Annotated in this window: 20 protein-coding genes, 7 tRNA genes and 1 pseudogene; 3 read left to right on the forward strand and 25 right to left on the reverse strand. The window is 56.2% G+C overall.

The window, feature by feature from the left end; translation table 11 throughout:
* Nucleotides 1-75: 75 nt before the first annotated feature.
* The 7 genes from CAY82_RS18010 to gltX form a co-directional block, all read right to left on the reverse strand.
* Nucleotides 76-151 (reverse strand) — tRNA-Glu (locus tag CAY82_RS18010).
* Between the two features lie 42 nt (nt 152-193).
* Nucleotides 194-269 (reverse strand) — tRNA-Ala (locus CAY82_RS18015).
* A gap of 61 nt (nt 270-330) precedes the next feature.
* A tRNA-Glu gene (locus tag CAY82_RS18020) sits at nt 331-406 on the reverse strand.
* A 42-nt stretch (nt 407-448) separates the two neighbouring features.
* Nucleotides 449-524 (reverse strand) — tRNA-Ala (locus CAY82_RS18025).
* Between the two features lie 52 nt (nt 525-576).
* Nucleotides 577-652 (reverse strand) — tRNA-Glu (locus CAY82_RS18030).
* A 72-nt stretch (nt 653-724) separates the two neighbouring features.
* A tRNA-Ala gene (locus CAY82_RS18035) sits at nt 725-800 on the reverse strand.
* Nucleotides 801-1089: 289 nt separating this feature from the next.
* Nucleotides 1090-2571: a glutamate--tRNA ligase gene (gltX, locus tag CAY82_RS18040; RefSeq protein ID WP_025338230.1), complete on the reverse strand. Its 1482-nt coding sequence runs from the start codon at nt 2569-2571 to the stop codon at nt 1090-1092.
* Between the two features lie 88 nt (nt 2572-2659).
* Here gltX and CAY82_RS18045 point away from each other — a divergent pair.
* A pseudogene (locus tag CAY82_RS18045) lies at nt 2660-3076 on the forward strand (EmrB/QacA family drug resistance transporter); the annotation flags it as partial.
* 131 nt (nt 3077-3207) lie between these two features.
* Here CAY82_RS18045 and uvrB read toward each other — a convergent pair.
* Nucleotides 3208-5223: an excinuclease ABC subunit UvrB gene (gene uvrB, locus CAY82_RS18050; RefSeq protein ID WP_087502445.1), complete on the reverse strand. Its 2016-nt coding sequence runs from the start codon at nt 5221-5223 to the stop codon at nt 3208-3210.
* Nucleotides 5224-5511: 288 nt separating this feature from the next.
* Between uvrB and CAY82_RS18055 the strand changes: the two genes are divergently transcribed.
* Nucleotides 5512-6708, forward strand: coding sequence for an amino acid aminotransferase (locus CAY82_RS18055; RefSeq protein ID WP_087502446.1), 1197 nt, complete (start codon nt 5512-5514; stop codon nt 6706-6708).
* Between the two features lie 62 nt (nt 6709-6770).
* Nucleotides 6771-6846: transfer RNA gene (locus CAY82_RS18060), tRNA-Asn, on the forward strand.
* 79 nt (nt 6847-6925) lie between these two features.
* Here the strand turns inward: CAY82_RS18060 and CAY82_RS18065 are convergent.
* The 17 genes from CAY82_RS18065 to CAY82_RS26740 form a co-directional block, all read right to left on the reverse strand.
* A complete protein-coding gene (locus tag CAY82_RS18065; protein ID WP_087502447.1) occupies nt 6926-7486 on the reverse strand; it encodes a DUF1285 domain-containing protein in 561 nt (186 codons plus the stop codon).
* Nucleotides 7487-7496: 10 nt separating this feature from the next.
* Nucleotides 7497-8102 carry a DUF4823 domain-containing protein gene (locus tag CAY82_RS18070; RefSeq protein WP_063911729.1) on the reverse strand — a complete coding sequence of 202 codons (606 nt, stop codon included), beginning with the start codon at nt 8100-8102 and terminating at the stop codon, nt 7497-7499.
* Nucleotides 8103-8168: 66 nt separating this feature from the next.
* A complete protein-coding gene (locus tag CAY82_RS18075; protein WP_087502448.1) occupies nt 8169-9137 on the reverse strand; it encodes a GTP 3',8-cyclase MoaA in 969 nt (322 codons plus the stop codon).
* Between the two features lie 198 nt (nt 9138-9335).
* Nucleotides 9336-9971 carry a TetR/AcrR family transcriptional regulator gene (locus CAY82_RS18080; protein WP_003260720.1) on the reverse strand — a complete coding sequence of 212 codons (636 nt, stop codon included), beginning with the start codon at nt 9969-9971 and terminating at the stop codon, nt 9336-9338.
* Between the two features lie 404 nt (nt 9972-10375).
* The gene (leuS, locus tag CAY82_RS18085) at nt 10376-13180 is read right to left on the reverse strand and encodes a leucine--tRNA ligase (RefSeq protein WP_087502449.1); all 2805 of its coding nucleotides are present in this window, start codon (nt 13178-13180) and stop codon (nt 10376-10378) included.
* Nucleotides 13181-13355: 175 nt separating this feature from the next.
* Nucleotides 13356-14390, reverse strand: a complete 1035-nt coding sequence (locus tag CAY82_RS18090; protein ID WP_087502450.1) for an IS630 family transposase — start codon at nt 14388-14390, stop codon at nt 13356-13358.
* Between the two features lie 79 nt (nt 14391-14469).
* Nucleotides 14470-15825, reverse strand: coding sequence for a glutamate-cysteine ligase family protein (locus tag CAY82_RS18095; RefSeq protein ID WP_087502451.1), 1356 nt, complete (start codon nt 15823-15825; stop codon nt 14470-14472).
* 14 nt (nt 15826-15839) lie between these two features.
* Entirely contained in the window at nt 15840-17051 is a 1212-nt protein-coding gene (locus tag CAY82_RS18100; RefSeq protein WP_087502452.1) for an aminotransferase class V-fold PLP-dependent enzyme, read from the reverse strand.
* A 42-nt stretch (nt 17052-17093) separates the two neighbouring features.
* Nucleotides 17094-18302: a hypothetical protein gene (locus CAY82_RS18105; RefSeq protein WP_087502453.1), complete on the reverse strand. Its 1209-nt coding sequence runs from the start codon at nt 18300-18302 to the stop codon at nt 17094-17096.
* Nucleotides 18292-19083: a gamma-glutamyl-gamma-aminobutyrate hydrolase family protein gene (locus CAY82_RS18110; protein WP_087502454.1), complete on the reverse strand. Its 792-nt coding sequence runs from the start codon at nt 19081-19083 to the stop codon at nt 18292-18294. The genes CAY82_RS18105 and CAY82_RS18110 overlap by 11 nt, the downstream gene beginning before the upstream one ends.
* Before the next feature lie 49 nt (nt 19084-19132).
* Nucleotides 19133-20104 (reverse strand): RimK family alpha-L-glutamate ligase, encoded by a 972-nt coding sequence (locus tag CAY82_RS18115; protein WP_218190837.1) that lies wholly within the window; start codon nt 20102-20104, stop codon nt 19133-19135.
* Nucleotides 20105-20173: 69 nt separating this feature from the next.
* Entirely contained in the window at nt 20174-20818 is a 645-nt protein-coding gene (locus tag CAY82_RS18120) for a glutathione S-transferase family protein (RefSeq protein ID WP_087502455.1), read from the reverse strand.
* Nucleotides 20815-21693, reverse strand: a complete 879-nt coding sequence (locus CAY82_RS18125) for an ester cyclase (protein ID WP_087502456.1) — start codon at nt 21691-21693, stop codon at nt 20815-20817. Before CAY82_RS18125 ends, CAY82_RS18120 begins: the two co-directional genes overlap by 4 nt.
* 2 nt (nt 21694-21695) lie before the next feature.
* Complete coding sequence (locus CAY82_RS18130; protein ID WP_087502457.1) at nt 21696-22067, reverse strand: hypothetical protein; 372 nt, start codon at nt 22065-22067, stop codon at nt 21696-21698.
* 8 nt (nt 22068-22075) lie between these two features.
* Entirely contained in the window at nt 22076-23479 is a 1404-nt protein-coding gene (locus tag CAY82_RS18135) for a cytochrome P450 (RefSeq protein ID WP_218190838.1), read from the reverse strand.
* 11 nt (nt 23480-23490) lie between these two features.
* Nucleotides 23491-24666 carry a cupin-like domain-containing protein gene (locus CAY82_RS18140; protein WP_170931098.1) on the reverse strand — a complete coding sequence of 392 codons (1176 nt, stop codon included), beginning with the start codon at nt 24664-24666 and terminating at the stop codon, nt 23491-23493.
* Nucleotides 24656-26611, reverse strand: coding sequence for a radical SAM protein (locus tag CAY82_RS26740; RefSeq protein ID WP_170931099.1), 1956 nt, complete (start codon nt 26609-26611; stop codon nt 24656-24658). Before CAY82_RS26740 ends, CAY82_RS18140 begins: the two co-directional genes overlap by 11 nt.
* Nucleotides 26612-26636 lie beyond the last annotated feature (25 nt).

Genomic DNA, 26636 nt, shown 5'->3' on the forward strand with positions numbered 1-26636 from the left:
GGGGAGGGGAGAAAAACAAAAGGCCCATTCAATAATCGAATGAGCCTTAAAAGTCCCGCAAAACGCGGGTAAACGTGGCGTCCCCTAGGGGACTCGAACCCCTGTTACCGCCGTGAAAGGGCGGTGTCCTAGGCCACTAGACGAAGGGGACGTAACCTTCGCGAAGGTTCGCTTGTGCGAACCCTGGCAGAAATGGTGGAGCTAAGCGGGATCGAACCGCTGACCTCCTGCATGCCATGCAGGCGCTCTCCCAGCTGAGCTATAGCCCCGAAACAAAAGACTCATCAGCAATCGACGAGCCTTTTAAAGCCCTGCAAAATGCAGGAAAAGTGGCGTCCCCTAGGGGACTCGAACCCCTGTTACCGCCGTGAAAGGGCGGTGTCCTAGGCCACTAGACGAAGGGGACGTAACCTTCGCAAAGATTCGCTTATGCGAACCCTGGCAGAATTGGTGGAGCTAAGCGGGATCGAACCGCTGACCTCCTGCATGCCATGCAGGCGCTCTCCCAGCTGAGCTATAGCCCCGGATTTCTAGCCTCTCGGCCCAGCGACATATGAAACATCGCTTGTGCAAAACTGGCGTCCCCTAGGGGACTCGAACCCCTGTTACCGCCGTGAAAGGGCGGTGTCCTAGGCCACTAGACGAAGGGGACGAACCTTCTTACCTTCAAGACCCGGTTACTGGACCTGATCTTGCCCGACAGCCTTGGCTGCCAAGCGGAATTTGGTGGAGCTAAGCGGGATCGAACCGCTGACCTCCTGCATGCCATGCAGGCGCTCTCCCAGCTGAGCTATAGCCCCACAATGTCGCTTTGAACCGAAGCGCTGGCTGGGTGCCTGGCGTTTCGTTTTCGTTCATCGCTGTGGACGGGGCGCATATTAAGATCGGATTGCAGGGCTGTCAAACGAATTTTTCAAAATATTCAAAAAAATTTTCACAGATAACAATCACTTACTGCCCTGCCCTTAGCAAAACTGAACAGTGAACCATATGGGAGCGGGTTTACCCGCGAATGCGCCGTTACACGCACCATCGTATTCGCGGGTGAACCCGCTCCCACAAGTTCGGCTTATAGCCCCAGGACCACTGTCAGGCGATGGAAGCCAGCAGCTTTTCCCACTCTTTGTTTTCTTTCTTCGACACACCACCCAGCAGGTCCAGGGCCTGGCGCAGGCGGTAGCGGGTCAGGTCCGGGCCAAGGATTTCCATCGCGTCCAGTACCGAAACCGAACTGGCCTGGCCGGTAATGGCAGCAAACATCAGCGGCATGGCGTCACGCAGCTTCAGCTCCAGCGCCTCGACCACCGCCTGGATGCAACCGGTGATGCGCTCTTTCTCCCACTGACGCAGGCTTTCGAGCTTCCACAGGATCAGCTGGATCACTTGGCGCACCTGGTCAGCCGACAGTTTCTTGCTCTCGAACAGCTTGGCATCCAGCTTCAGCGCGCCTTCGAAGAAGAACCCCCCCAGCGGGGCAACCTGGCTGAAGGTTTCTACCCGGCCCTGCACGTGCGGGGCAATCTTCATCATGTAGTCGCTGTTGAACGCCCACTTCTGCAGGCGCGCCGCGAACTCCTCGACCGGTAGTTCGCGCAGCCACTGGCCGTTCAGCCAGGACAGTTTCTCGATGTCGAAGATCGGGCCACCCAGCGAGATACGCGACAGGTCGAAGTGCTCGACCATCTCGGCCAGCGAGAACTTCTCACGCTCGTCCGGCATAGACCAGCCCATGCGGCCCAGGTAGTTGAGCATCGCCTCGGGCATGAAGCCCATACGCTCGTAGAACGTCACCGAGGTCGGGTTCTTGCGCTTGGACAGCTTGGACTTGTCCGGGTTACGCAGCAGCGGCATGTAGCACAGTTTGGGCTGTTCCCAGCCGAAGTACTCGTACAGCTTGATCAGCTTGGGTGCCGATGGCAGCCACTCTTCGCCGCGCAGCACGTGGGTGATACCCATCAGATGGTCGTCGACCACGTTGGCCAGGAAGTACGTCGGCAGGCCGTCGTTCTTCATCAGCACCTGCATGTCCATGCGGTCCCACGGGATCTCGACATCGCCACGCAGCATGTCCGGCACCACACAAACGCCTTCGCTCGGCACTTTCATGCGGATCACGTGCGGCTCGCCGGCGTCCAGACGGCGCTGCACTTCCTCGGCGCTCAGCAGCAGCGCGCGGCCGTCGTAGCGCGGGGTTTCGCCACGGGCTTGCTGCTCGGCGCGCATCTGCTCCAGCTCTTCGGCGGTGCAGAAGCAGTAGAAGGCATGGCCGGCGTCAACCAGCTCCTTGGCGTACCTGGCGTAGATCTCGCCACGCTCGCTCTGCCGGTACGGGCCATGCGGACCGCCGACGTCCGGGCCTTCGTTCCATTCTATGCCGAGCCAACGCAGGGCATCGAAGATCTGCTGCTCCGACTCGCGCGTGGAGCGCAACTGGTCGGTGTCTTCGATGCGCAGGATGAACTCACCGCCGTGCTGCTTGGCAAAGCAGTAGTTGAACAGGGCGATGTAGGCAGTGCCGACATGGGGGTCGCCGGTAGGCGATGGCGCGATACGCGTGCGTACGGTGGTCATGGAGAGTCTCGAACGAAAGATGAAACAAAGGCGGGATGTTAGCAGGAGGCAGGCACCGGGCTCCAGCAATGGCGCGAAGGTCACTTGTATCCAGATCATCCGTGCCATCGGCCAGCTAATGATCATGGTGACCATCTCGCAGATCGCCACGGCGTATTTCCAGGCGCAGGATGCGGGTTCGGCGTCGAGCCTGTTCAACATCCTGCGTGATCTGGGCAGTGAGATTGGCATTGCGCTGCTGGCCACACTGCTGGATGCACGGACCAAGGTGCATTTCGATTACCTGAGGGAGGTGGTGGTGCCGAACAACTCGCAGGTGGCGGAGCGGCTGGGTAATGACAATGCGGCGCCGGGCAAGCTGAGCGAGATTACTCACCAGCAGGCGCTGATCATGGCCTACAACGATGCCTTCCACTTTGTCGGGATCGGGTTGGCGGTGAGCGCGGCGGCGGTACTCCTGACCCACAAGTTGCCCGAGGGGTTAAAGGCCGGGGAAAACCACTGAATGGGTTGTCGCCTGTACTGGCCTCTTCGCGGGTAAACCCGCTCCCACAGGTACTGCGTAGAGCTCAAGGATCGCAGCAATCCTGTGGGAGCGGGTTTACCCGCGAAGAGGCCAGTGCAGGCAGTAAAACATCAGCTGGTAATCAACCGCTCACGCAGTTGGGCAATCTCATCGCGCAATTGCGCCGCCGCCTCGAACTCCAGGTCGCGGGCGAACTGCATCATTTTCTCTTCCAGCTGCTTGATGCGCTTGGTGATCTCGCCCGGCGTGCGCAGCTCGGCCTCGTAGCGGGCGCTCTCCTCCGCCGCCTTGGCCATGCCCTTGCGCTTCTTGCTGCGCGCGCCGGGCACGGTGGCGCCTTCCATGATGTCGGTGATGTCCTTGACCACGCCCTTGGGCACGATGCCATTGGCCTGGTTGAAGGCGATCTGCTTCTCGCGACGACGCTCGGTCTCGTCGATGGCGCGCTGCATGGAACCGGTGATGTTGTCGGCATACAGGATGGCCCGGCCATTGAGGTTACGCGCAGCACGGCCGATGGTCTGGATCAGTGAGCGCTCGGAACGCAGGAAACCTTCCTTGTCGGCATCGAGGATCGCCACCAGCGACACCTCGGGCATGTCCAGGCCCTCACGCAACAGGTTGATGCCCACCAGCACGTCGAAAGTACCCAGGCGCAGGTCGCGAATGATCTCCACCCGCTCGACGGTGTCGATGTCCGAGTGCAGATAACGCACCCGCACGTCGTGGTCGGCCAGGTAGTCGGTGAGGTCTTCGGCCATGCGCTTGGTCAGCGTGGTGGCCAGCACCCGCTCACCCTGCGCCACGCGCTTGCGGATTTCCGACAGCAGGTCATCCACCTGGGTGAGCGCCGGGCGCACTTCCACCTGTGGGTCGACCAGGCCGGTCGGGCGCACCACCTGCTCCACCACGCGCCCGGCGTGCTCGGCCTCGTAAGGGCCCGGGGTGGCGGACACGAAAATGGTCTGCGGGCTGACATCTTCCCACTCGTCGAAACGCATCGGCCGGTTATCCAGCGCCGAAGGCAGGCGGAAGCCGTATTCGACCAGGGTTTCCTTGCGTGAGCGGTCGCCCTTGTACATGGCGCCAACCTGCGGAACGCTGACATGGGATTCGTCGATCACCAGCAGCGCATCGGGCGGCAGGTAATCGTACAAGGTGGGCGGCGGCGCCCCGGCCGGGCGCCCGGACAGGTAGCGCGAGTAGTTCTCGATGCCGTTGCAGTAGCCAAGCTCCAGGATCATCTCCAGATCGAAGCGGGTGCGTTGTTCCAGGCGCTGGGCTTCGACCAGCTTGTTGGCCTTCTGCAGGTATTCCAGGCGCTCCTTGAGCTCTTCCTTGATGCCCTCAACAGCCTCCAGCAGGGTTTCCCGCGGGGTGACATAGTGGCTCTTGGGGTAGAAGGTGAAACGCGGCAGCTTGCGGAAGACCTCACCGGTCAGCGGGTCGAAGGCGGCGATGTTCTCCACCTCGTCATCGAACAGCTCGATGCGGATGGCCTCGAGGTCCGATTCGGCCGGGAAGATGTCGATCACGTCGCCGCGCACGCGGAAGGTTGCGCGAGCGAAATCCATCTCGTTGCGGGTGTATTGCAGGTCGGCCAGGCGGCGCAATAAGGCGCGCTGGTCGAGCTTGTCGCCGCGATCCACGTGCAGGACCATTTTCAGGTAGGTCTCCGGGCTACCCAGGCCGTAGATGCACGACACGGTTGTGACGATGATTGCGTCACGGCGCTCCAGCAGCGCCTTGGTCGCCGACAGGCGCATCTGCTCGATGTGGTCGTTGATCGAAGCGTCCTTCTCGATGAAAGTGTCGGACGACGGTACGTAGGCTTCAGGCTGATAGTAGTCGTAGTAGGAAACGAAGTACTCCACCGCATTGTTGGGGAAGAACGCCTTGAATTCGCCATACAGCTGCGCCGCCAGGGTCTTGTTCGGCGCCAGCACCAGGGTCGGGCGCTGCACCTGCTGGATGACGTTGGCGATACTGAAGGTCTTGCCCGAACCGGTCACCCCGAGCAGCGTCTGGTGCGACAGCCCCGCTTCGATACCTTCGACCATCTGGCGGATGGCCTCGGGCTGGTCGCCGGCCGGCTGGAAACGGGTGACGAGCTGGAACTCGGACATGACGGACCTCGCAGTGCTGCAGCAACTGTAAATTTAGCCAGTAGTCTATACCCAAATGCGCCCGTCGGGGGGCGCTTTCAAGGCACTGCCGTGAGCGCTTGTTACGGTGGACCCGGCAATTCGACCAATGGTCGAAAAATATTTGCGCAAATGACCGGAAAAGCGGCGCCAGACTGTCGCGGTGACCGGTCGGTATCACTATACTGACTCCCCGTTTGTGCACCGCTTCAGTGCATTCGGGCTGGAGCGGGTACGTCCTATCACACTCCAATCAGAGCCAAGGTAACAATGAGCCTGTTTTCCGCTGTCGAGCTGGCACCCCGCGACCCTATTCTGGGCCTCAACGAAGCATTCAACGCCGACCCACGTACCGACAAGGTCAACCTGGGCGTAGGCGTGTACTGCAATGAGGAAGGCCGCATTCCGCTGCTGCGCGCCGTCATCGAAGCCGAGACCCAGCGTGCCGCCCAGCACGCCTCGCGCGGCTACCTGCCGATCGACGGCATCGCCGCCTATGACCAGGCTGTACAAAAGCTGCTGTTCGGCGCCGAGTCGCCGCTGCTGGCCGCTGGCCGCGTGGTTACCGTACAGGCCGTCGGCGGTACCGGCGCGCTGAAGATTGGTGCCGACTTCCTCAAGCGTGTGTCGCCGAACGCCGTGGTTGCCATCAGCGACCCGAGCTGGGAAAACCACCGCGCGCTGTTCGAATCGGCCGGTTTCCCGGTGCAGAACTACCGCTACTACGACGCGCCGACCAACGACGTCAACCGCGCCGGCATGCTCGAAGACCTGAACAACCTGCCGTCCGGCTCGATCGTGGTGCTGCACGCCTGCTGCCACAACCCGACCGGCGTCGACCTGAGCCTGGACGACTGGAAAAACGTTCTGGAAGTAGTCAAGGCCAAGGGCCACGTGCCGTTCCTGGACATGGCCTACCAAGGCTTCGGTGACGGCATCGCCGAAGACGCCTTCGCCGTGCGCCTGTTCGCCGAGTCGGGCCTGGAATTCTTCGTGTCCAGCTCGTTCTCCAAGTCGTTCTCGCTGTACGGCGAGCGCGTCGGCGCGCTGTCGATCGTCACCGCCTCCAAGGACGAGAGCACCCGCGTGCTGTCGCAGGTCAAGCGCGTGATCCGCACCACCTACTCCAACCCGCCGACCCACGGTGCAACCATCGTTGCCACCGTGTTGAACAGCGCCGAACTGCGCCAGATGTGGGAAACCGAGCTGGCCGAAATGCGCGAGCGCATTCACGGCATGCGCAAGCAGATGGTTTCGCTGCTGGCCGAATATGGCGCCAACCGCGACTTCAGCTTCGTTGGCCGCCAGGTTGGCATGTTCTCGTACTCGGGCCTGACCGTCGAACAGGTCGCCCGCCTGAAGAACGAGTTCGGCATCTATGCGCTGGACACTGGCCGCATCGCCGTGGCCGCGCTGAACCAGAGCAACATCCACGTGGTGACCAAAGCTATCGTGCAGGTGCTGTAACTTATTGTTTTGCCTAGGGGTGGCTTGACTTTCCCTAGGCAATCAGTAAGATACGCACAGATTCCGCGATAGCTCAGTCGGTAGAGCAAATGACTGTTAATCATTGGGTCCCTGGTTCGAGTCCAGGTCGCGGAGCCAAACACTGAGAAAGCCCCCGGGTGCGCAAGCAACCGGGGGCTTTTTCGTTATGGGACGGGGAGCTTTGCGCTGCCGGGCCTCAGCTACTACGCCCGATCGGATAAAACTCACCGTGGCTCCAGACCCCAAGCCACTCTTCCCCTTCGATCTCACGCGGCACCGCCAGCTCTACCAGCTGGTAGAACACATTGCGATGAATCAGTGCCTCGAGGTTGCTGCGCATCAGCACATACGGTGATGGCTCCTGCGTCACCGGGTCGATCACTACGCGCAGCGGGTTGGCCGGCCCGGCCTCGACCTGGTCCTCGACATTGCTGGTGAAGCGCAGTACCTGCTGCTCCCCCCTCCCCTCCACGTCCAGCGCTACGGCCACGAACGGCGCATCATCGACGCGTATGCCCACCTTCTCTACCGGGGTAATCAGGAAGTAGTCATCGCCATCGCGCCGGATGATGGTGGAAAACAGCCGCACCATCGGCTTGCGCCCGATCGGCGTACCCAGGTAGTACCAGGTGCCATCACGGGCGATGCGCATGTCGATGTCACCGCAGAAGTCCGGGTTCCACAGATGTACCGGCGGCAGGCCCTTGGCCTTGGGTATCTGCGCCAGAAGATCATTGGCCTTGCCGGAATCGCTCATCACGCTTGCCTCATTCACTCACACCCAGAAGGCTACGAGCGTACTCGCGCATCGGCGCGCCAAGCAAATCCTCCGGGGTGTTGTCGTGGAACGTCAACAAACCGCCACGGCTCTTGATACGCGCAGTGTCGATCAGGTAGCGGGTGCTGGTTTCTATCAGCATCATCTGCACCACGCCAGTGTCCCAGCCCAGACGGTCGACCGCCTGTTCGTCATACCATTCGTCGCCATTGCCAATACGGTCGTCGGTGCGGGCGAAGCGGGTGTACAGCACGTAGTCTGCGCCCACCGAGCGCGCCTGGGCGATGGCCTCTTCCAGGCCCAGCGGGCCCTGCGCGCGGCGCACCAGCGGGAAATACTCGACGAAGCTCTTGAAGGCCTGCTCGGCCACCACGTTCTGCCGTGGCACCGGCCCCTTGCCCGGCGGCACGAAGGCGCCTTGGCCGATGAAGATGAACGAATCGGGCTGCAGGCGGATCGAAAGGGTGCGACGGGTATCGCTGTGGTCCAGCAGACCGGCGTCACTCATGTGATAACGAACGCCCTCACCCATATCGCTGACATTCATGCAGCCGCCTAGCGCCATCAGCGCCAGCAGCAAAACCAGGCTACGCATCTTTCCTCCAGTGACCGGCGACGAAAAACCGGCGAATAGCCGGCGGATGCAGCTTTTGCGCCAGCTTCAGCCACCGATCACCTTCATGACCATCACATCGCCGGAGAACGCCAGGTCCTGCTTGTCAGCCAAGGCCTTGACCAGCAAGCGCTGTAGCGCTGGCAGTGCCTGATGACGCGGTTTTTCCAGCAGGTCGCCGACGAAATGGCGACTACCCGACGACAGGCAGCCATGCAGCCAACCCGTGGAGGACAGGCGCAGCCGCGAGCAGGTGCGGCAGAACGGCACGCTTTCATTGGCAATCACACCGAAGTGGCCTTTGCCCGGGATCTGATAACGCAAGGCGGTGGCGTCCAGTGGCGCGTCGACCTGGGCGTAGGCATGTTTGCCAGCGATCAGTGCGAGCAGTTGGTCGATGCCGACAAACTGCTGCAGGAAGGCGTTATGGTCACGGGCCAGGTGGCCCATGCGCATGAGTTCGATGAAGCGCAACTCAAAGCCGCGCTCGAGGCAGTAATCCAGCAGCGGCAGCACCTGGTCGAGGTTATGCCCGCGCATCGGCACCATGTTCACCTTGACTTGCATGCCCAGGGCGCTGGCCTGCTCCATGCCAGCCAGCACGCTGGCCAGGTCGCCACCCCGGGCAATGCGCCGGAAGGCCTGTGGGTCAAGGGTATCGAGAGAAACGTTCAACCGGCGGATGCCTGCCGCTTGCAACCGGGGCAACCTGCGCGCCAGCAACTGGCCGTTGGTGGTTAGCGAGATATCGTCAAGGTCAAGCTTGGCCAAGGCGGCCAGGAACGCATCCAGGCGCGGACTGACCAATGGCTCACCGCCGGTGATGCGCAAGCGCTCGATACCAGCGGCTTCGATCAGGTAGGCCACGCCACGGGCCAAGGCATCCGCCGGCAGTTCGTCCTGTGCCGCCACCAGGCGCTTGCCGTCTGGAACGCAGTAGGTGCAGGCATAATTACAGGCTGCCGTCAGGCTGACGCGCAGATTGCGAAAACGCCTGCCTTGACGATCGACGATCATGAATGACTCCGGCATGGATGATGGGGCCGGTAAAACCTGACTCATAAATCAGGTTTTTGCAAGCCCCTGCTCATCGCCGAATCCTGCAGGTGTAGTCTTGTGCTGCGAAATGGCCGGCACAGCCATGCAGAGGTGTGCTGGCTGTACCGGCCATTTCGCAGCACAAGGCTGCTCCTACAGGTACTGGGTACTACCTGTTCAGTTCGAGGGTTCCGGGTCGCGCTTGCGCTTGTTGCCCATGCGCACGCCAATATCCATCAGGAACTGGAAGAAGCCTTCCTGATCCTCCAGCACATTGCTCCAGAACGGCGAGTGGTACAGCGCCACAGCGCCGTGCACCAGCGCCCAGGCGGCGCAGTAGTGGAAATACGGCGGCACGTCTTCAAGCTTGCCTTCGCTGATACGGCCCTTGATCAACTGGGTCAGGCGGTCGAAGTTGGAGGCACGGATGCTGTGCAACTGCTCGACCATTTCCGGCACCTGGTTGCCCTTGACCACCTTTTCTTCCAGACGGTCGAACAGCCGGTAGCGCTGCGGGTCGCGCATGCGGAACTCGAAGTAGGCTCGCGACAGGGCTTCCTTGTCGCGGTCGACATCGGCCGAATGCAACAGCGCGTTCAGGTCGCGCTCGTAATCGAGCATCAGGCGCAGGTAGATCTCCGCCTTGGACTTGAAGTGCTTGTAGATCGTGCCTTTGCCGATGCCCACTGCGTCAGCGATCATCTCGACGGTGACGCTGTCTTCACCCTGTTCGAGAAACAGCTTGAGCGCGGTGTCGAGGATTTCCTGTTCGCGACGGCGAAACTCACGGACCTTACGAGGTTCTTTCTGCATAGGAAGGACTGGATGACAATCGAAGCGGTTTATTATGCCTAACTTGCGGGAAATTGCACGGATCATCCGAGCATGTCTGTGTTTCACGATGCATACGGCCATGCGCTGCGGGAGGAATGAAACCTCGGCGTATTCCAAATCTGTTTAAAAAACGACCAATATGCACTGGCACTGCGCCAAACCTGACCAATACTTGAAGTGTTGGCGCGGCGCATCCCCCCCAAGTGGCGCGCCGATAAAGGTGCTCAGGGACCGCGTACCTTTGTTTTACTCCTAATGGTCTTAACCCGGATTCCCCCCCCAGAACCCGGGTTTTTTTTGCTTGCGCGCCGGGCCGCAAAGCGGCCGCGTTGAGGCACGAAATCAAGCCGGCCGGGGTGATATGTCCCGGTCCGGCTTAACAGCTAGAGGCGTTCAGGATCAGTGTTCAAGGCGCACACGATGTTGATGATCCGGTCCGGCACAAAGATGAACTTCAGCAAACTCCCGCCAGACAGCCAGCGCTGCACCGTCGCGTCCCCCAGCACGTGGGCCTTCACTGCCTCCTCAGTCATCCCTCGCTGCAGCATGATGCGGGTCCGCAACTTGCCATTGATGGAGACAGGGCATTCAAATTGCGCCTCGTACAGCAAGCGCTGGTCGGCGACGGGGTACCCACTGTCCAGGATCGAATGCGAGTACCCCAGGGCCTCGTACCACAACTCTTCGGTAATGAACGGCGCATAGGGATGCAACAGCTTGAGCAACAGCTCCAGTACGCTGCGCTTATGACAGTGGAGTACACCGAGCTGGTTAACACAGATCATCAAGGCTGCAATCGCCGTGTTGTAGGACATGTCTTCGGTTGCACGGCCGACCTTTGCAATCGCCGTGTGCACCACCTTGAGCTCCTCGGCGGTTGGTTCAAGATCCTCAACGATCGCCTCCCCCTGCTCGCTCAAGAACAGACGCCAGACTTTCTGCAGGAACTTGTGCGGGCCATCGATCGATTGCGTGGACCAGATGGCGGTCTGATCGATAGGCCCAAGGAACATTTCATGCAGGCGGAAGGTGTCGGCCCCGTAGATATCGATCAAGTCATCGGGGTTGACCACGTTGTACTTGGACTTGGACATCTTTTCCGACAATCGATCGCACAGGAAGACGCCGTTGGAGCGGATAAAAACCCCATTGCTGTAGGTCTGGCGCCAGGCCCGAAGCGCGTCGATATCGACCTGGTTCTTGTCATTGACCATGCTGATATCGACATAGAGTGGCTGAACGTCCCGCCCTTCCTTGAGGTCGGCAGATACGTACTCGTGAGTTGCCTTGTCCCGGTAAATAATCGCCGAGACGCCCAAGATCATCCCTTGGCACAAAACCCGCTTGAAGGGCTCGGAAAAACTCAGCAAGCCACGATCCTTGAGGAAGTGAGTCCAAAAGCGCGCGTACAGCAAGTGGCCGGTGGCATGCTCGGAACCACCAACATACAGATCCACTGCTTGCCAATAGGCCATGGCCTCTCTGGAGACTGGCGCGCTGCTGTTGGCTGGGTCCATGTACCTGAGGAAGTACCAGCTCGACCCAGCCCATCCGGGCATGGTAGTGGTTTCATACTTGTAACCGCCATAGCGCCAGCTGCGAGCCCGCTCCAGCGGCGGCTCGCCTTCGCTGGTCGGCAAGAAGGCCTCGACATCTGGCAGGGTTACCGGCAGATCCTGTTCGGGAACCACATTGGCAATGCCCTCCTCGTCGTAGTACACCGGGATCGGCTCGCCCCAGTAGCGCTGGCGGCCAAATATCGCATCCCGGATACGGTAATTGAAGGTGCGCTTGGCGGTGCCAGTCATCACCAGGCGCTCAAGAATCCACTCAGCAGCCTCGGTACGCAGCATGCCACTGGCTTCCCCGGAATTTATCAGGCGGGAGCCCTCCTTGCCTGGGAAAGGCTTGTTGACCTGTTCTGCCCCCTCATAGATCTGCAATACAGGCAGAGCAAAGGCCTGGGCAAAGTTGAAATCCCGCAAGTCCGCAGACGGTACCGCCATGATTGCGCCCGTGCCGTAATCAGCCAGGACGTAGTCGGCAATCCAGATCGGCAGGTTTTCCCCAGTCAACGGATGGATGGCATAGGCACCAGTGAACTGGCCGGTAATCCGATCGGCCTTGGCCATCCGTTCACGCTCAGAACGCAAGGCCACTTCTTCACAATAGCTCGCCACCGCAGACTTGAACGCCGGTGAAGTAATCTCCTCAACTGCACCATGCTCAGGCGCCAGCACCAGGAACGTCGCGCCATAAAGCGTATCAGGCCGAGTGGTGAAGACGTTGATCGAGATCTGCGAACCACGCACCTGAAAATCAATTTCCGCGCCTTGGGATTTGCCAATCCAATTGCGCTGCATGTCCTTCAGGGCTTCCGGCCAATCCAGGCTATCAAGCCCTTCCAGCAAACGATCGGCATACGCGGAAATACGCAGCATCCACTGTTTCAACATTTTTTTCTGGACGGGGTAGCCACCACGCTCGGAGAAACCGTCCTTGATTTCATCGTTGGCCAACACCGTGCCCAAGGCCGGACACCAATTTACATAGGAGTCGGCGCGATAAGCCAATCGGTAATTCATCAAGAACTCCGACTGCTGCAAAGGCGAAAACTCGGCCCACTGTTGCGCGCTGACAATCGACGTCCGCGGATCAGACCAGGCATTCACGCCTGCGTTGCCGGACCGTTCAAGACACTGGATCAGCGCATCGATAGGCATGGCCTTGCCCGTATCGAGGCAGTACCAACTATCGAACAGCTGGGTGAATATCCACTGAGTCCAGCGATAGTACTGGGCATCGGACGTCTTGATCTCGCGGTCCGGGTCATAACAAAAACCCAGTTTTCTCAACTGCGACTTGAACGTAGCAATGTTCTTGTCAGTGGTGACGCGTGGGTGCTGTCCGGTTTCGATTGCGTACTGCTCTGCAGGCAACCCGAAAGAATCGAAGCCCATGGGGTGCAAGACATTGAAACCCGCCATTCGCTTGAAACGGCTGTAGACGTCAGTTGCAATATAACCACGAGGATGCCCCACATGCAGACCGGCGCCCGAAGGATAAGGAAACATGTCAAGGCAATAATATTTAGGCAAAGAGGTATCTAGTTTGACGGAGTAATGCTGCTCATTCTCCCAGCGAGTAAGCCATTTTCTTTCTATCTTCTTGATAGCTTCCGTGTTCATAAACAACTCCTGCAAAGGCCGCACGCACTAATTTGCCAAAGGCGAATGTATTACAGTCGACTACCCTTTGCAACGCGCAAGGGACTGGTTTAGAGCGCTGCAGCAGAATAGCCAGTAGTACTTATGTTCTGTCTCAAATAAAACGTTCTCTCTAATCGCGCTTGCAGCCCCCAGCTTACGCACGTTGAATCTTGCATAAGATGTCTTCGCCTGGCGCGCTCCAGACGAACTGGCGAGGCGGAGCATTATGCTGCGCCAGACATGTGGTGATGGCGCTGGTCAGATCGCGTGCTGAGTTGAAGCTACCGTCGCATGAGTCAACTGTAATCTCTTGAAAAAAGCGCTCGACCGTATTCATCCAGGCGCTTGAGGTCGGGGCTAGGTGCAGGCGAAATCGCGGATGGCGTTTGAGCCATTCCTTGACGCGCGGATGCTTGCAGGGGGCGGAGTTACTCACGATCACATGTATTTGAAGGCTTTTGGTTTTTCTCCGGTTCATCTCTTTCAGGAAAGTCAACCACTGCTGATGCCGCTGCTGGTTCTCGATGCTATTGATCAATCGACCTTGCATATAGTCCATGGTCTCGAGCAGCATTAGCGTGTCATGACGAACACGGTCATGGGTTCGCAAATGTATATGACCAATGTCCAAGAGCCGACCCGGCTGCGTGACTGGCAGCGCTTGACCTTGATTTTTTTCATCACAGCAAAGCACCAGCGCTTTATGAGGAGGCGCCAGGTACAGACCCATAACGTCCCAGAATCTCTCTTCGAGTGGCAAGTCATTGGAGGTACGGGTCAGGTGCGGCTTGATGCCATTGGCGGCCCAGATCCGCTGAACGCTTGCCGGCGAAATGCCAGCGACACGCGCCATGCTACGGCAGCTCCAACGCCGTTGACCAACACTCGGCTGAGAAACTTGCTCAAGCGTTCGCTTCAGGGCCTCGGCCGGTAACGATGATTTGCGACCTCGCCCTGGCAAATCCACTAAGCCTTGAAGACCCAGTGCTTTGAAACGTTTGCACCACCGAGTAACGGAAACAACGGAAAGCGCCGTTAATTCGGCGATTTCCTTACGTGAATGACCTTGGGCTGCCAGCAGGATCACACGTGCTCGGCGACCATCGCGTTGGCTAATGGTGGCCGAACGAACACGACGGGTCAGCTCAGCCTGCTCTTCGTCAGTGAGCAAAATGTCTAGGGAATTCATATCTGCACCCACGCTCAGGCCAACTATGGGAGCGCAACTCAAAGGAGAAATTTATTTTTGAGACAGCACATCAAGCCATCTACTTAATGTTTGGGTACGGGATTTCCGAAGTGACATCCAAGCCTGTAGCCCCCCCAAAATTGAGCATCAGATCTGCTGCGGATTTCCCTACTGCAATCATCTCGTTCAGCGGCTGTAGGTAACCACTCTCAATCTTGGAAGCGCCCTGATCCGACAAACCTTGGGCGGCCAGTTCAACCAGACACCGGATACCTTCAACCATCGAGTTCCCCTGCGCATCGACGCCGGACATGCCGAATTCTGCGGCCTGTGCATACAGGCGGCTCAACTCAGAGGACACCTGCCGGCCCAGCCTATCCAGTGCAGCATCAAGAGCATCTTCGCTATAGGCCAACCCTTTCCAGAACGCGGCGAGTGAAGCGGCGAAGGGAGGCGCACAAGTGTCGGCCGAGCGAAACTCGACTATGTTTTTCAGCCGAGCCTCGGGGTAGAGGGTACCCAAATGCATGATCCAGTCCTGAAGCGTGGCTGCGCCCGATGCAGCACCCAGGCGCAAATAGTCACGAAAGCTCATGCCGTTCATATCTATCAGCTGCCCTTGACGCTGAATAAATAACAGCGGTTTCTCCAGGGCCCAGTCAACATAGTGTTCAAAGGTGCCGGCACTGAACTGTGCACGCAACATGAAGTCGGGAATTCCGGAGCGTTGCTGATCGAACAAGGTCCAAGCATGCATCCGATGACTTTTATAGCGACTGGTAGCAGACGAAACATACGGGGAGTTGGCAAATAGCGCGACGATGTACGGTTGACAGGCAACCCCCAACTGCAACAACTTGCCCGCATGCTGCTCGGAGAAATAGTCGACGGACACCTGCATCGAAGCGGTCATCTTTTGACCGGCCGAAGCCCCCGACACTTTTTCCAGGATAGGCATCATGTGCAGGTAGCGAGTACGCGGCACAGTCGCCACTGATGCTACGCCCCCGTATGGCCGGTAACCGATCGGCAACAATTGAATAGCCAGACACTGGCAAACCTGTTCAAGTTCCCGCAGAAAAACATCGAGTTCGACCGCTATATCAGACACCAGCCGCAGCGCTGACGAAGAAAACTCCACCTGGCCACCAGGTTCCAGACTTATGATCGTGCCGCCTCGTTTCAAACCGATTATCAGGCCATTATCATGAATCGGTGAGTAGCCATATACCAGCAAGCCCTTGAAAATGCTCGACAGGCTTCGCAAGCCAAAGAACGGCACACTCAGTGATGTGACCTTGTCGATCAGGATTAACTCGTATTCAAGTCCGAGCAACGCCGACGACCGGCGTTTTATGTGTCGATGAAAATAGGCTATGCAATCCTCTTTGGTTATGGCTCCCGCCTCTGCCACTTCCACCTCTTCATTGGCCATATTGGTGCTCCCTACTATGCCAGCAGATCTTGAAGATCAGTGAGTGCCATCATTAGCGTGTCGATATCTTCTCGGGTATTGTAAAAATGCATCGAGACACGCAGGGCACCCTTAATTCCATTATTCCGATAGAGCGGTTGGTTGCACTGATATCCGGAACTCAGCGCAATATCGTAACGATCGGAAAGAATCCTCGAGACAAAGCCGATGTCTACTTTTCCGACAGGTACCAAAGGGAAAATAGGCAGGTGGTGTGATGCGACTGGGAAGGCGATTTCGACATTGCGTACCAATTGAATCTGCGACCTGAAGTAACTTTCCAGGTCGCGGTCATGATCTTGCCCCCATTGCCCCCCCAAACCGTTGATATAGTCGACTGCCGCCCCGAGCCCGATAGCCCCTTCGATATTCGGCGTTCCGGCCTCGAATCGACCCGGCCCGGATTGGTAACTGATGTCGCCATGCTGCACCTTGTTGACCATGCCACCGCCATAGCGGTAGCTCTGCATCGATGCTTGCAGGTCACGTCGCATGTAGAGCGCGCCAATCCCCGATGGGCCGAACATCTTGTGTCCAGAGAGCGCGAGAAAATCGCAGCCGATCTGATCGACAGTGACGGGTATATGGCCAACCGTCTGCGCCGCATCCAACAGACTCAACGCTCCTCGCGCCTTCGCGATCTCACAGATCTGCCTGACAGGTTGGACGTTGCCGGTGACATTCGATGCATGGCAGACAGCGACCAACCTGGCCGGATCGGAGGCCAGCAATGAATCCAGGTAATCCAGATCAATACAACCGTTTTGATCAAGCCGGGCTACCGAGACTCGACATCTGGACAACCAAGGCAGAAGGTTGGAGTGGTGCTCCAAGGGTGAAACCACGACATGATCGCCCTTACCCAACGCCAACCCATGAGCAATTAGATTGATCGAGTCCGTGCAGTTGGCTGTAAAGATTACTTCATCGGCGCTACAACCCAGGAAACAGGCCAACTTATTGCGAGACGACTCGAAAAGTTGAGTGGCCAGCTGAGCATACTGATGGTTCGAGCGCCCGACATTGCTACCGGCCTGTATGTAAAAATCGGTAATGGCATTAATCACCGACTGCGGCTTCAGCGCCGTGGATGAACTGTCCAAGTAAATTCTCTGATTATTCCGAAAGAACGGAAAATCGTTGCGCACAGCGGGCAACCCGGCACACTTCTCATTCAAGGCCTGCATCACACTCTCTCTTTTTAATAATGGGTGGTATTCACGGACCGGCTATTTAACAATTGCAAACTTTCCTGATGCTTCGGGCGCAATACTTGGAACAGTCATTGACTCAACCGTACGCGAGCGGCCAAGCCAGTCACGTAGACACTGCTCGACCATCGCCATCTCAGCGTCTCGATCCTGCGCATCCACGACGTAAAACAAAGTGACCTTATGCTCGGTAATCTGCAGTTGATATTGTCGGGCCCACGGCGCGGAAGCTGTAAACAGTTCATCAAGATCGGCGAGGGTCTTGATCTCTCCACTGTCGGTAACAATGCAGTCCCTGATCCGGCCATGTAATTTCAGCAGCGGGATATCATCACTGGAGCCGAAAACCTTGTCGGACCACACGCCATGCGCCACTTCGACAAGATCACCAGTGGCATAACGCAGCAGAGGCATCAGCGGATTTTTCCAAGACGTGACTATCAACTCGAACAGGTTTCGCTGGGCTAGATACGGCCTGAGTTCGATAAACGTGTCATGCCCACAGCGGACAAAGGTTCCGCTGCAATCCTGCATGAACAACACGCCCAACTCCGTCGAGCCATACATGCTGAGTACTGGCAGACCGAAAGCACTCTCAATCAACCGGCGAACATTGCCCGTCATGTACTCATAGGACGCGGCCAAGTAGTCAGGGATGTAAAGAGGCTCGGCTATCTGATATTCCGCGCGCTTGGCCAGGAAGATCGCGAGATAGGTCGGGTCTACCTCCAGCAATTTGGGCGAAAACATCCGCAGTTCGGCATCAATGCGCTGAATGTCGGTGAGCGTCCAGCGCGTAGGGTCGGGATGAGTATTAAGACTCAACACTCCGTTATGGATGCGCTGCTGGTAGTCCGGGTCATCAAGGAAACAGGAAACTGCGGAACAGGTCGCCGTCGTCAGTACCGCTTTCTTGTCGCGCTCCATGGAATAACCGGCCATATCTGCGACACACTGGTAGGCGCGCTTGAACTCACGCCCCCACCAGCCCTTGTAGCGAATGATCTGGAGGATCTGAGAACTGCTACCGGAAGTGCTGGCGAACTCCACGTCATCGCCTTCGATGCCGAGACGCATTGCTGGGGTCATGAAGTTTTCGGGAAAACCGGAAATGATTTCTTTTTTGGTCAAAAGCGGAATGTCACCCGAATCGCCGGTCTTGAAAAAATACGCTAAGTTCTCCAGCAAGGGCTGATAAAGGGGAACCTGGAAGTATTCAATTGACATGTTGCCGACTCCTTCTGGCCGCCTCACTGGCAAATGCTTTCCATATCTCTAGGTGCTCGGGATGATTGTTCAGGGTCTTTTCAATATGCCCTTGCAGCCCCATGACAAAATGCTCACGACTGTCCAGCTCCACCGCCTCGATCAGCCCATCAGCCGCCATCGCGCTGGCTTTCAAGCCGGGCGCCAGCCGTTTGATTGCCTGGTGGTGCACAGAGGAAACACTGAAGGTGCGCTTATCGATAAGCCGATAAAGCTGGCTCTGCGGATCAACTTCCACAGGGTGATAGTTGATCCACCCGTCTGAATCGATGCAATGATCGACTCCTCGATCGGGGATCTCCTGATGCAACGTGCCCCCTTCGGCAACGTTGATCAACTGCATGCCACGACAGACCCCGAGAATCGGTAGCCGCAAAGACTTGGCCTGCCGATACAAAGCCAGCTCTAGCACATCACGGTCCTTGTCGGGCTTGAGCATTAATGGCCGCTTGTAAGGTTCACCGATTCCCGACAGTTGCGCCGAATAGCTGACCTCGGGGTTATCGCCGTACGTGCTCGGACAAAGATCCTGACCAGAGCCCAACAACAACCCATCGGAAATATTGAACAGGCGCTGCACCGCCTCGATAGACATTCCTGGTACGACGATCAGCGGAACACAACCCAGTCTGATGAGAAGTTCGGTAAAGCTGCAATTGAGCACGTTCATCGCCAGGGCAGCAGAGTGATTGATAGCCAGCCGCTGGCGTGCTGCACTTATGAGAATTACGGGCTGCATCATTCAATTCCCTTGAGAGGTACAGGCACTGCGCACACGCTAGTGCGCATTTTCATACCGTCTGTATCAATGCCGGACGCGCAGGCAGCGCGTCGATGTAGCTGGCGATCGAACTCAGCTTCAATCGATCATAGGAATAGCGTTCGTCCGGCTCGGTATCGGGCATCTTGGTACCGGCACGCATGGCCGACTCGACGAAAATACCCAGGAGAGGATTGACCTCGAGGACATAGAACTGGCCGTCGGCAGTCGATTGAACCATGTCGACGATAGTCCCGTTGATACCCAGCACTTGGGCGGCCTTAAGGGCGACCTCAACTTCTTCACCCAGGTCCCGCGGAGTCATTTCACCGCCAGCGGAGATGTTGGTTTTAAAGCTGTGCTTCTTCTTGCGGCTGTAGCCGCCCATAACCTCGCCATTGAAAATCTCGACCCGGCAATCGTAATCACCAAACTCGATAAATTGTTCAACATAGTAATCACCGAGAAAGTGTGATGTGGCCTGGATGAAGTCAACGAACTGCTCAGCCGTCCCGAAGCGTATGACACCGACAGCCCCATGACCGGAACGCGGCTTGTAAACCAGGCTGCCCCAGCGCGCAAAAAGTTGATGAATGACTGCGTGGTCAACCTGAGCACCGAGCAACGCGGAGTCCGGCACGTTCACGCCGTGCAGGCGCAACAGTTGGTTAGCCTTGAACTTGTCGCGACAATTGAAGAACGAAAAACACTCGTTAACCACTGCAACACCACTATCCTGCAACGCACGAAGGATATCGGCCTGATAAGGCGACTGCTCGTCGGCGTTCATATGAAACAGTGCATCAAACTCACTTAGGCAGCGCCCGCAGGCGGTATAGACTTTACCGGAAATAACATGACATTTGCGCATGTCGAAATCGGAAAAAACTACAAACCCCTTTTCCTCAAGCAACTCGCAGAGCTGCTGCCTGGGAATAAATCCGTTGTCGTTTTCATACATCCACAGTACTACCGAACGACGACTTCTGGCTGAAGTGCTCATCGCGAATCCCCGCGTGTTTAACTGCTACCGAAGGTGGGCATGGCGTGCCAAGGGCACGCCATGTGTGATTCAGAGAATGACTGAGAGCGGATCTTTGTAAGACTCGCGTTGGGTCAACCCGTACCACCAGCGACGCACGTTCTCATAGTTGAATACGATGCTTTCGCTCTGCGCCTTCAGGATGTAATCGGTGTATTGGACAAACGCCAGGTCAGCCAGGGACAGCGAGTCGCCCACCAGGAACTGCCCCTCCTCGCCGATGGCATGATCCATAGCCGCGTAGACCACGTTGAGTTTCTCCTCCGCCTCCTTTACCAACGCAGGGTCGGTTTGCCCGCCAAACATGGGCAAGAACAGCTTTTGCCAGACCAAGGTGTAGGCTTGAGGCGTGAAGTAACAGGCATCCACGCTCAACCACTGATCCATACGCGCAACGTCTTGCAGGCTCTGCGGAATCAATGGAGTGCCGGGCAGAATCGCCTCCAGATAACGGTTGATTGCCTGAGACTCGTAAAGGGTCAGGTCATCATGGATCAGCACCGGCACCTTGCCGAACGGATTGAGGCCCAAGTGCTCATCCGACTTGTGCGCCCCCGTTCCCAGATCGATGCTGACAAACTCCACCGGCGTGTTCTTTTCCTTGAGGAGCATCAACACACTACGGGTACAGGCGCTGTTTTCGTTGCCGATCAATTTCAAGTTGCGCACAGTCATTTACCCAACCCCATTTGTGACCCCATGTCCAGGGTATTGCCGAAGGTCCAGCCCTTGCGGATCACATCACCGTCAAAATAGGCAATATCCATGTTGTCCACATTAACTACCCGGTTGGACGCAGGAATACCTTTGAGAGGCCCTTTGTGTGTCGCGGTGAAAATCCCCTGATGAATCACGAAGTCACCAATCGACCACATATTGGTCATGTTGATGGAAGCATCGGGGAAAGCTTCAGCAAGCATCACGAAGTCGTCCCGAGAATGCTCTTTGCCCACTGCCAACCCAGGTACCATCTGGTCGTCCCATTCGATATCGTCGCTCATGCAGTCGAGCCACGGCTCAAGTTGCTTGCTCAACAGCAACTCGTTGTAATGGCGCATTCTGGCCAGGTTCTCGAAGCGCGGTTTCAGAGTCTTGCAGTCATAGATCTCACACGGCTCGGTCAGCGAGGGAACACCGCGCCCCTGATCATCGATCACACCGAGCTGAATCAGCAGGGTATAGGGGTCCTCATAGGTGTGTTCCTTGGTGACACGGAAATCGCTGTCGAACCAGAACAGGCTGGCAGCAATTAGGCCGACCTCCTTATCGCTCGGCTCAACGCCCATGTAAGTCTGGGCATGTCGCCCCTTCCAGCCCCAAACGGCGATCAGCACGTTGTCCTTGAGAAACAGGATGCGGTCGGCCAACTGCACGTCGGCGAACGTGCCCTGCCACTGCTGATAGTGATCAAGGATCTGTGTTAAACCAATGCGGTCAGGATGCCCGGGAGACTTGCGAATGGCATCGGCTGCGTATAAAGATGCCAACGACGCGTAGTCTTGGGTACGGATCGCAGTCAGGTAGCGCTCACGAAATTGAGTCAGGCTCATCGTTATTTCCAAGTGTTTGATTGAGTGGGTTCAAGTTTGCACTGCAGTAGCACTTCGGGCATTGGACCATCACTGGGGGACTCGAAGTCCATGCCGAAAATCTCCTTATTCTCCTGCTTTATCCACTTATCAAAGGGATGCTGGGAACTCGCCAACTTTCCGAATGCTGCTTGCAAATCGGACGCAGCCAAGTAACAGATAAAGAGGTCCGTCTCGCCACAGGGTTGCAGGAACCAATTCTCCTCAACGGTATCGAGACGCTCCAAAAACTGACGAAACTCGGCATTGCGATCAGTACGCAGCAACTTGGCGAAGGAGAGAAAGCGCTCCTTTTTGTCACTGGGTAACGAGACAGCGAAAGCAATCGTCTGCATAAATCACCTTAATCGTATTTGATAAACTCCAGGCACACACCCGGCTCGGAAGTCATGAACAACCGCGCCTTCAATGTTGGTTCATTACCGTTCACCGTGCGCAATGCATAACGTTGTGCAATACGCACCAAGATCGTCTTGCCCTCGGCCTCGGCCAAATGGACACCGATGCACTTTCGCGCGCCCGCACCAAAAGGTAGATAGGCGTACTTGTGCACTTGCTTGATACGTTCAGGCGCAAAGCGTTCCGGGTCAAACTTCAAAGGCTCCTGCCAATATTCCGGATTTCGGTGCAGCCCCCACTGGGCAACAATAAAATCCGCCCCCTTGGGGAACAGGTAGTTTTTATATTGATAGTCTGCAACCGCAACTCTGCTCATGCCCCAAGACGACGGGTAGAGCCGGAGAGATTCCTTGAATACCCAGTCGGTATAATCAAGGCGCTTCAAGTCTTCTAGGGTACAGATTGCATCACCGAGCTCAGCCTCGACTTCCGCATGTAACTTTTTTTGTTCATCGGCATTTTTGGCCAACAGATAGAGTGCAAATGCCACGCCGTTGGCGGTTGTTTCATGCCCGGCCAGAAACAGGTTCATGACCTCGTGACGGAGTTGGATATCTGTCATCCCTTCTCCGGTATCCTCGTATACTGCGGACATGTACATCGACAACAGGTCGTTATGCTGGATCCCTTTGTTCTGACGACGATCCTGGATGATCCTGTAGATGATCGTATCGATCTTCTCCTTAGCATTCTCGTATGCTTTCTCATCAGCAGCACTGATGCTAGCTGGCGACCACAACTTCAGCAGTGAGTACTCCTGCAAGACCTCGAGTGCTGCCGTGACATCACTGGTGAAACGCTGGATATCCGTCGAAAACAGGCACTTGATGACAATCCGCAGCGTAAGCTTCTTCATCTCCTGCGTGGCATCAAGCATGCCCTCTGATCGCGCATCCCACTCATCGAACATTTCGTCAATGCATTCGTGGAAGACAGGGCCAAACGCGTCGACACTACGCTTGCTGAAAGAGGGGTTGGCGATCTTGCGCTGACGTTTCCATTCGTCACCGATCAGCGTCGACAGTCCATTGCCAATAGCTGGACTGATCTTTTCCATGGTCTCGGCACTTTTGGAAAAAAACCGTTCGTCACCAATTAACATACTCTCGATAAAAGGGGCATCGGCAACGAGATAGCCGTTGATACCCCGCAAGTAAACAATGTTTCCGTACTTCTCCAACGCCTGCGTGGTCAGACCCAAAGGGTCCTTCAACATATAAGAGGGGTCATTGAACTCGGGAGAAGTATCATCGCTGCCGGGCACCAGATCAAAGCTGGAACTTACTGAACGTTCCGCCTCCGTTGCGCCTGAAAAATCGCTTCCCCTAAAGTCTTTCAAATCACTCATAGCGACACACCCTAACAGTTATTACGGTTGACAGATAAGACGCTTGGCTCACCATTTACAGCAAAAAAATTTAGCGACCAGGACACTTCAAGGTTCAGGACGTGGTGCCACCAACCGGCCGGCAAATACAACATATCGCCAGGTTGCAACTCGCAAACAGTGGATACCGAGTGTCGATAATCCGGGAACTTTTCTGCCTGATAATTTTCCGGATCCACGCGACTCGGCTCATACATCAAGTTCCCGCCGACAGGTGCCGGGTAGAGAAATCTTGTTTCACTGGGTGCATACAGGCGTACCTTTTTTCGCCCTTTCAATTGCACCAGAAAATTATCAACCATATCCCTGTGCAGCCTCAGCCCCGTGCCAGCCGGACCGATCCACCACCTTGGCGTGTTAAACACAGCGCGCTCGAACACGCTCGGAAAACAGTAGGTATCATCCAACGCAGGCGGCACGGTATTGGCAGCCATATACCCGTTGACAGACGCCTCCGGGGCATACAAAGACTTTACATAGTCGGAAAACGAGCTTTTCTGATACTTGGGCGGCTGAGCATTTTCCAGATCGTATTCTTGAAGAAGAAGACTGATATCCAGGCCTTCAAGTCGACTCACTATACTCTCGACAGACATCGAAAAAATCGGCCATAAAGCAGCGGCATACCTTACAATAACCGGCTCACCGCGCCTCAAATACGGTAAGATATCCTGTTCATCCGCCACCACCCGGCAACCCAGAAAATCTTTACCCTGGACACTTCTGGCTTCCAGTTGTTCAATGCGCTGCGTGTCCACCAAGGCACTATTGAAGATAAAATTCAACAACTTCATCACATCGACAGCAATCGCGGCGTAATCGTGATCTGTGCTAATCAGCAATTTCCCGGTATTGAATAGTGTCAACGGGTCATTGACCTTACGAGCCAAAACCTCAAGCGTCGTATCGCTAAGGGTGATGGTGGCGCGCGGTTTGTGCTCCGGCGCAGCAAAGGACCAGCTCAGCGTCTCAGAAACATCCATGCACCCCAGGTGAGCTCCGGATTCCAGCTGCCAGTGATAGCGCCCTTGTAGGCCACGAAGTGCCCAATTAGGCACATGCTCACTCAAGGTCTCGATCAGTCGAAGGTTGGAAACAGTATTTACCAACATCGCATGGGCTCCTTGCCAGGCAAGATCAAAACTCAAACAACAGATCCTTATATTCGTCTCTAAACACAAGACCGATTGCATACTCGATATAACGCATAAAAAATGCGGGGACACCATCGCCTTCAGGTGACAATTTTTCAGCCAGTACCAACCACTCCCCAGCCTTGGAAAAATTCGCATAAAACAGCCGAGTAAACACATAATCACTGGAGGCAAGACGGACACCGGAAAAATGCTGCTCACCAAAAAAAGAAATAATCGGCTGCAAGCAACTTGAATTACGCGAAAACAACTCAAGCAACCACGCGTGATAAACTTCTTCCTGCACGACTCTGTCTTCCGCCGCCACCTGATCCAACAAAGCTCTGACATCACCGGGCAACAGTCCCGTGTGATGACGACTATCGAACTGCCTTGCCAAGTCTGCCCATAGTTCCGAGCAATCATCGAGATATTGCTCCAGATAGCGTGCAATGAAATGACTGAACGACTTGTTTTTCCGGTGCGCTCGGCTCATCAAGGTATTGGACACATAGTTAAAGAAGCAATAAATTTCTTCTCGCCCACCCAAGTGCTCTACGAGAAACTCCGGAAAGTGGAAAGTCGGCCATTTGGAGTCCGTGACGATGACACCATCAGGACCAAAGGAATATGTAGTGTCTCGCGCAACAAAGTCCTGAGTTCTGCCAATACCAAATACACGGGTACTGGGAATTACATAACCTGCCTCGTAGTTATTGGTCAGCCCCTTTTCTTCCAGAAAATCCAGCGTACGTGCGAGGGTTTTCCTGTCTGCATGCGCGTTCCCCAGGAATAACGAAATAAGATTAGCGTATTCAATCGGCGCACTGGCGGTGAACTTCGCCTGTTCATCCAGTGTGCGAATTTGCTCCTCATGAATTTCCGCACGTATCGAAGATAGACTGCTGAGAAACGTAACAGCCTGCTCCCGCTTGTACGGGACCTTCGCCCGTTTCAGGTTATCTTCGTCCAACGAAAGAATATCGTTCATCGCCCCGGTATAACCGGCACGCATCATAGTCTTCAATTCATCATGCCCCAGCGAAGGCAACGAGTAGCCTGACCATTTAATTGGACGTTTCTTATAGCGCTCATTGAGTCGGATGACCCGCTCGGCCAACTCCAACGCGAAACCAGCCCCTCCGATATTCAGCTCAGAGCAGATAAACCAAAAATCATAAAGATCGTTTTCTAACAAAAATTCCAGCTCGGCCTCGACCACGTCCAGATTGCGTCTGTCTATACGCTTGCCCTTGACATCGGGCTCGACACAGAAATAACACTGAAACGGGCATCCGCGGGACACCTCTACGGCAATGGTCGGTGGTGTTTTCGACTGTAATGCCGGACCATAAAAGGCCTTGATTTCATTAACGATGTCAAGCCGATACTCCGTCGCTTCAGCCGGCTTGTAGAAACCGACATCGTTATATATATACTCCGATCCGTTTTTATGAATCAGGCCTGGCACGGCGCCCAGATTGCGGCCAGAAAGTGTGTCGTTAAAGGCGTGAAAGAAACCATCCGGGCAGCCCTGCAAGCCAAGATCAATTTCCAGATAATTTGCCAGCTTTCGCGCATGCGTGGTGAAGCCAAACCCGCCCATGATGATCGGTGCATCCGTCAGCTCCCTAATCAGGCGAATCAAGCGCCTGCTGTCTTCAACAGGATAATAGGTTCTAAAGTAGCTCCCAGGCTTACCGTCCACGACATCATAGTTGGAAAGATCAAGAGAATCCCCTTGCCTGAGATGTATACCAATCATCTTTGGACGCTGGCTCTTTATCACGTTTTTCAGGTGCTCGTACCAGTGTTCCACGTACAGCAAATCAATACGTGTCACGCTGATATCGAACCGCCGAGCAATTTCACTGATCTGAACGAAGGCATACGGATATATTGGACGCCACGGCAAGTTACAACAGTTCAGCAACAAAAAATCGGTTTCCTGCGCATTCACGGCGTATCATCCCTGTGCAACAATG

It is taken from the genome of Pseudomonas sp. SID14000 (genome assembly GCF_002165135.1).
In the GTDB taxonomy this organism is placed as follows: Bacteria; Pseudomonadota; Gammaproteobacteria; order Pseudomonadales; family Pseudomonadaceae; genus Aquipseudomonas.

What these genes read in the sequence shown, in the direction of transcription:
- CAY82_RS18080 (WP_003260720.1), bottom strand. Translation starts at nt 9,971, where the DNA reads ATGCAGAAAGAACCTCGTAAGGTCCGTGAGTTTCGCCGTCGCGAACAG.
- CAY82_RS18135 (WP_218190838.1), bottom strand. Translation starts at nt 23,479, where the DNA reads ATGAGTGATTTGAAAGACTTTAGGGGAAGCGATTTTTCAGGCGCAACG.
- CAY82_RS18110 (WP_087502454.1), bottom strand. Translation starts at nt 19,083, where the DNA reads ATGATGCAGCCCGTAATTCTCATAAGTGCAGCACGCCAGCGGCTGGCT.
- CAY82_RS18125 (WP_087502456.1), bottom strand. Translation starts at nt 21,693, where the DNA reads ATGAGCCTGACTCAATTTCGTGAGCGCTACCTGACTGCGATCCGTACC.
- CAY82_RS18120 (WP_087502455.1), bottom strand. Translation starts at nt 20,818, where the DNA reads ATGACTGTGCGCAACTTGAAATTGATCGGCAACGAAAACAGCGCCTGT.
- gltX (WP_025338230.1), bottom strand. Translation starts at nt 2,571, where the DNA reads ATGACCACCGTACGCACGCGTATCGCGCCATCGCCTACCGGCGACCCC.
- CAY82_RS18090 (WP_087502450.1), bottom strand. Translation starts at nt 14,390, where the DNA reads ATGAATTCCCTAGACATTTTGCTCACTGACGAAGAGCAGGCTGAGCTG.
- CAY82_RS18095 (WP_087502451.1), bottom strand. Translation starts at nt 15,825, where the DNA reads ATGGCCAATGAAGAGGTGGAAGTGGCAGAGGCGGGAGCCATAACCAAA.
- leuS (WP_087502449.1), bottom strand. Translation starts at nt 13,180, where the DNA reads ATGAACACGGAAGCTATCAAGAAGATAGAAAGAAAATGGCTTACTCGC.
- CAY82_RS18100 (WP_087502452.1), bottom strand. Translation starts at nt 17,051, where the DNA reads ATGCAGGCCTTGAATGAGAAGTGTGCCGGGTTGCCCGCTGTGCGCAAC.
- CAY82_RS18130 (WP_087502457.1), bottom strand. Translation starts at nt 22,067, where the DNA reads ATGCAGACGATTGCTTTCGCTGTCTCGTTACCCAGTGACAAAAAGGAG.
- CAY82_RS18065 (WP_087502447.1), bottom strand. Translation starts at nt 7,486, where the DNA reads ATGAGCGATTCCGGCAAGGCCAATGATCTTCTGGCGCAGATACCCAAG.
- CAY82_RS18070 (WP_063911729.1), bottom strand. Translation starts at nt 8,102, where the DNA reads ATGCGTAGCCTGGTTTTGCTGCTGGCGCTGATGGCGCTAGGCGGCTGC.
- uvrB (WP_087502445.1), bottom strand. Translation starts at nt 5,223, where the DNA reads ATGTCCGAGTTCCAGCTCGTCACCCGTTTCCAGCCGGCCGGCGACCAG.
- CAY82_RS18055 (WP_087502446.1), top strand. Translation starts at nt 5,512, where the DNA reads ATGAGCCTGTTTTCCGCTGTCGAGCTGGCACCCCGCGACCCTATTCTG.
- CAY82_RS18105 (WP_087502453.1), bottom strand. Translation starts at nt 18,302, where the DNA reads ATGTCAATTGAATACTTCCAGGTTCCCCTTTATCAGCCCTTGCTGGAG.
- CAY82_RS18115 (WP_218190837.1), bottom strand. Translation starts at nt 20,104, where the DNA reads ATGAGCACTTCAGCCAGAAGTCGTCGTTCGGTAGTACTGTGGATGTAT.
- CAY82_RS18075 (WP_087502448.1), bottom strand. Translation starts at nt 9,137, where the DNA reads ATGATCGTCGATCGTCAAGGCAGGCGTTTTCGCAATCTGCGCGTCAGC.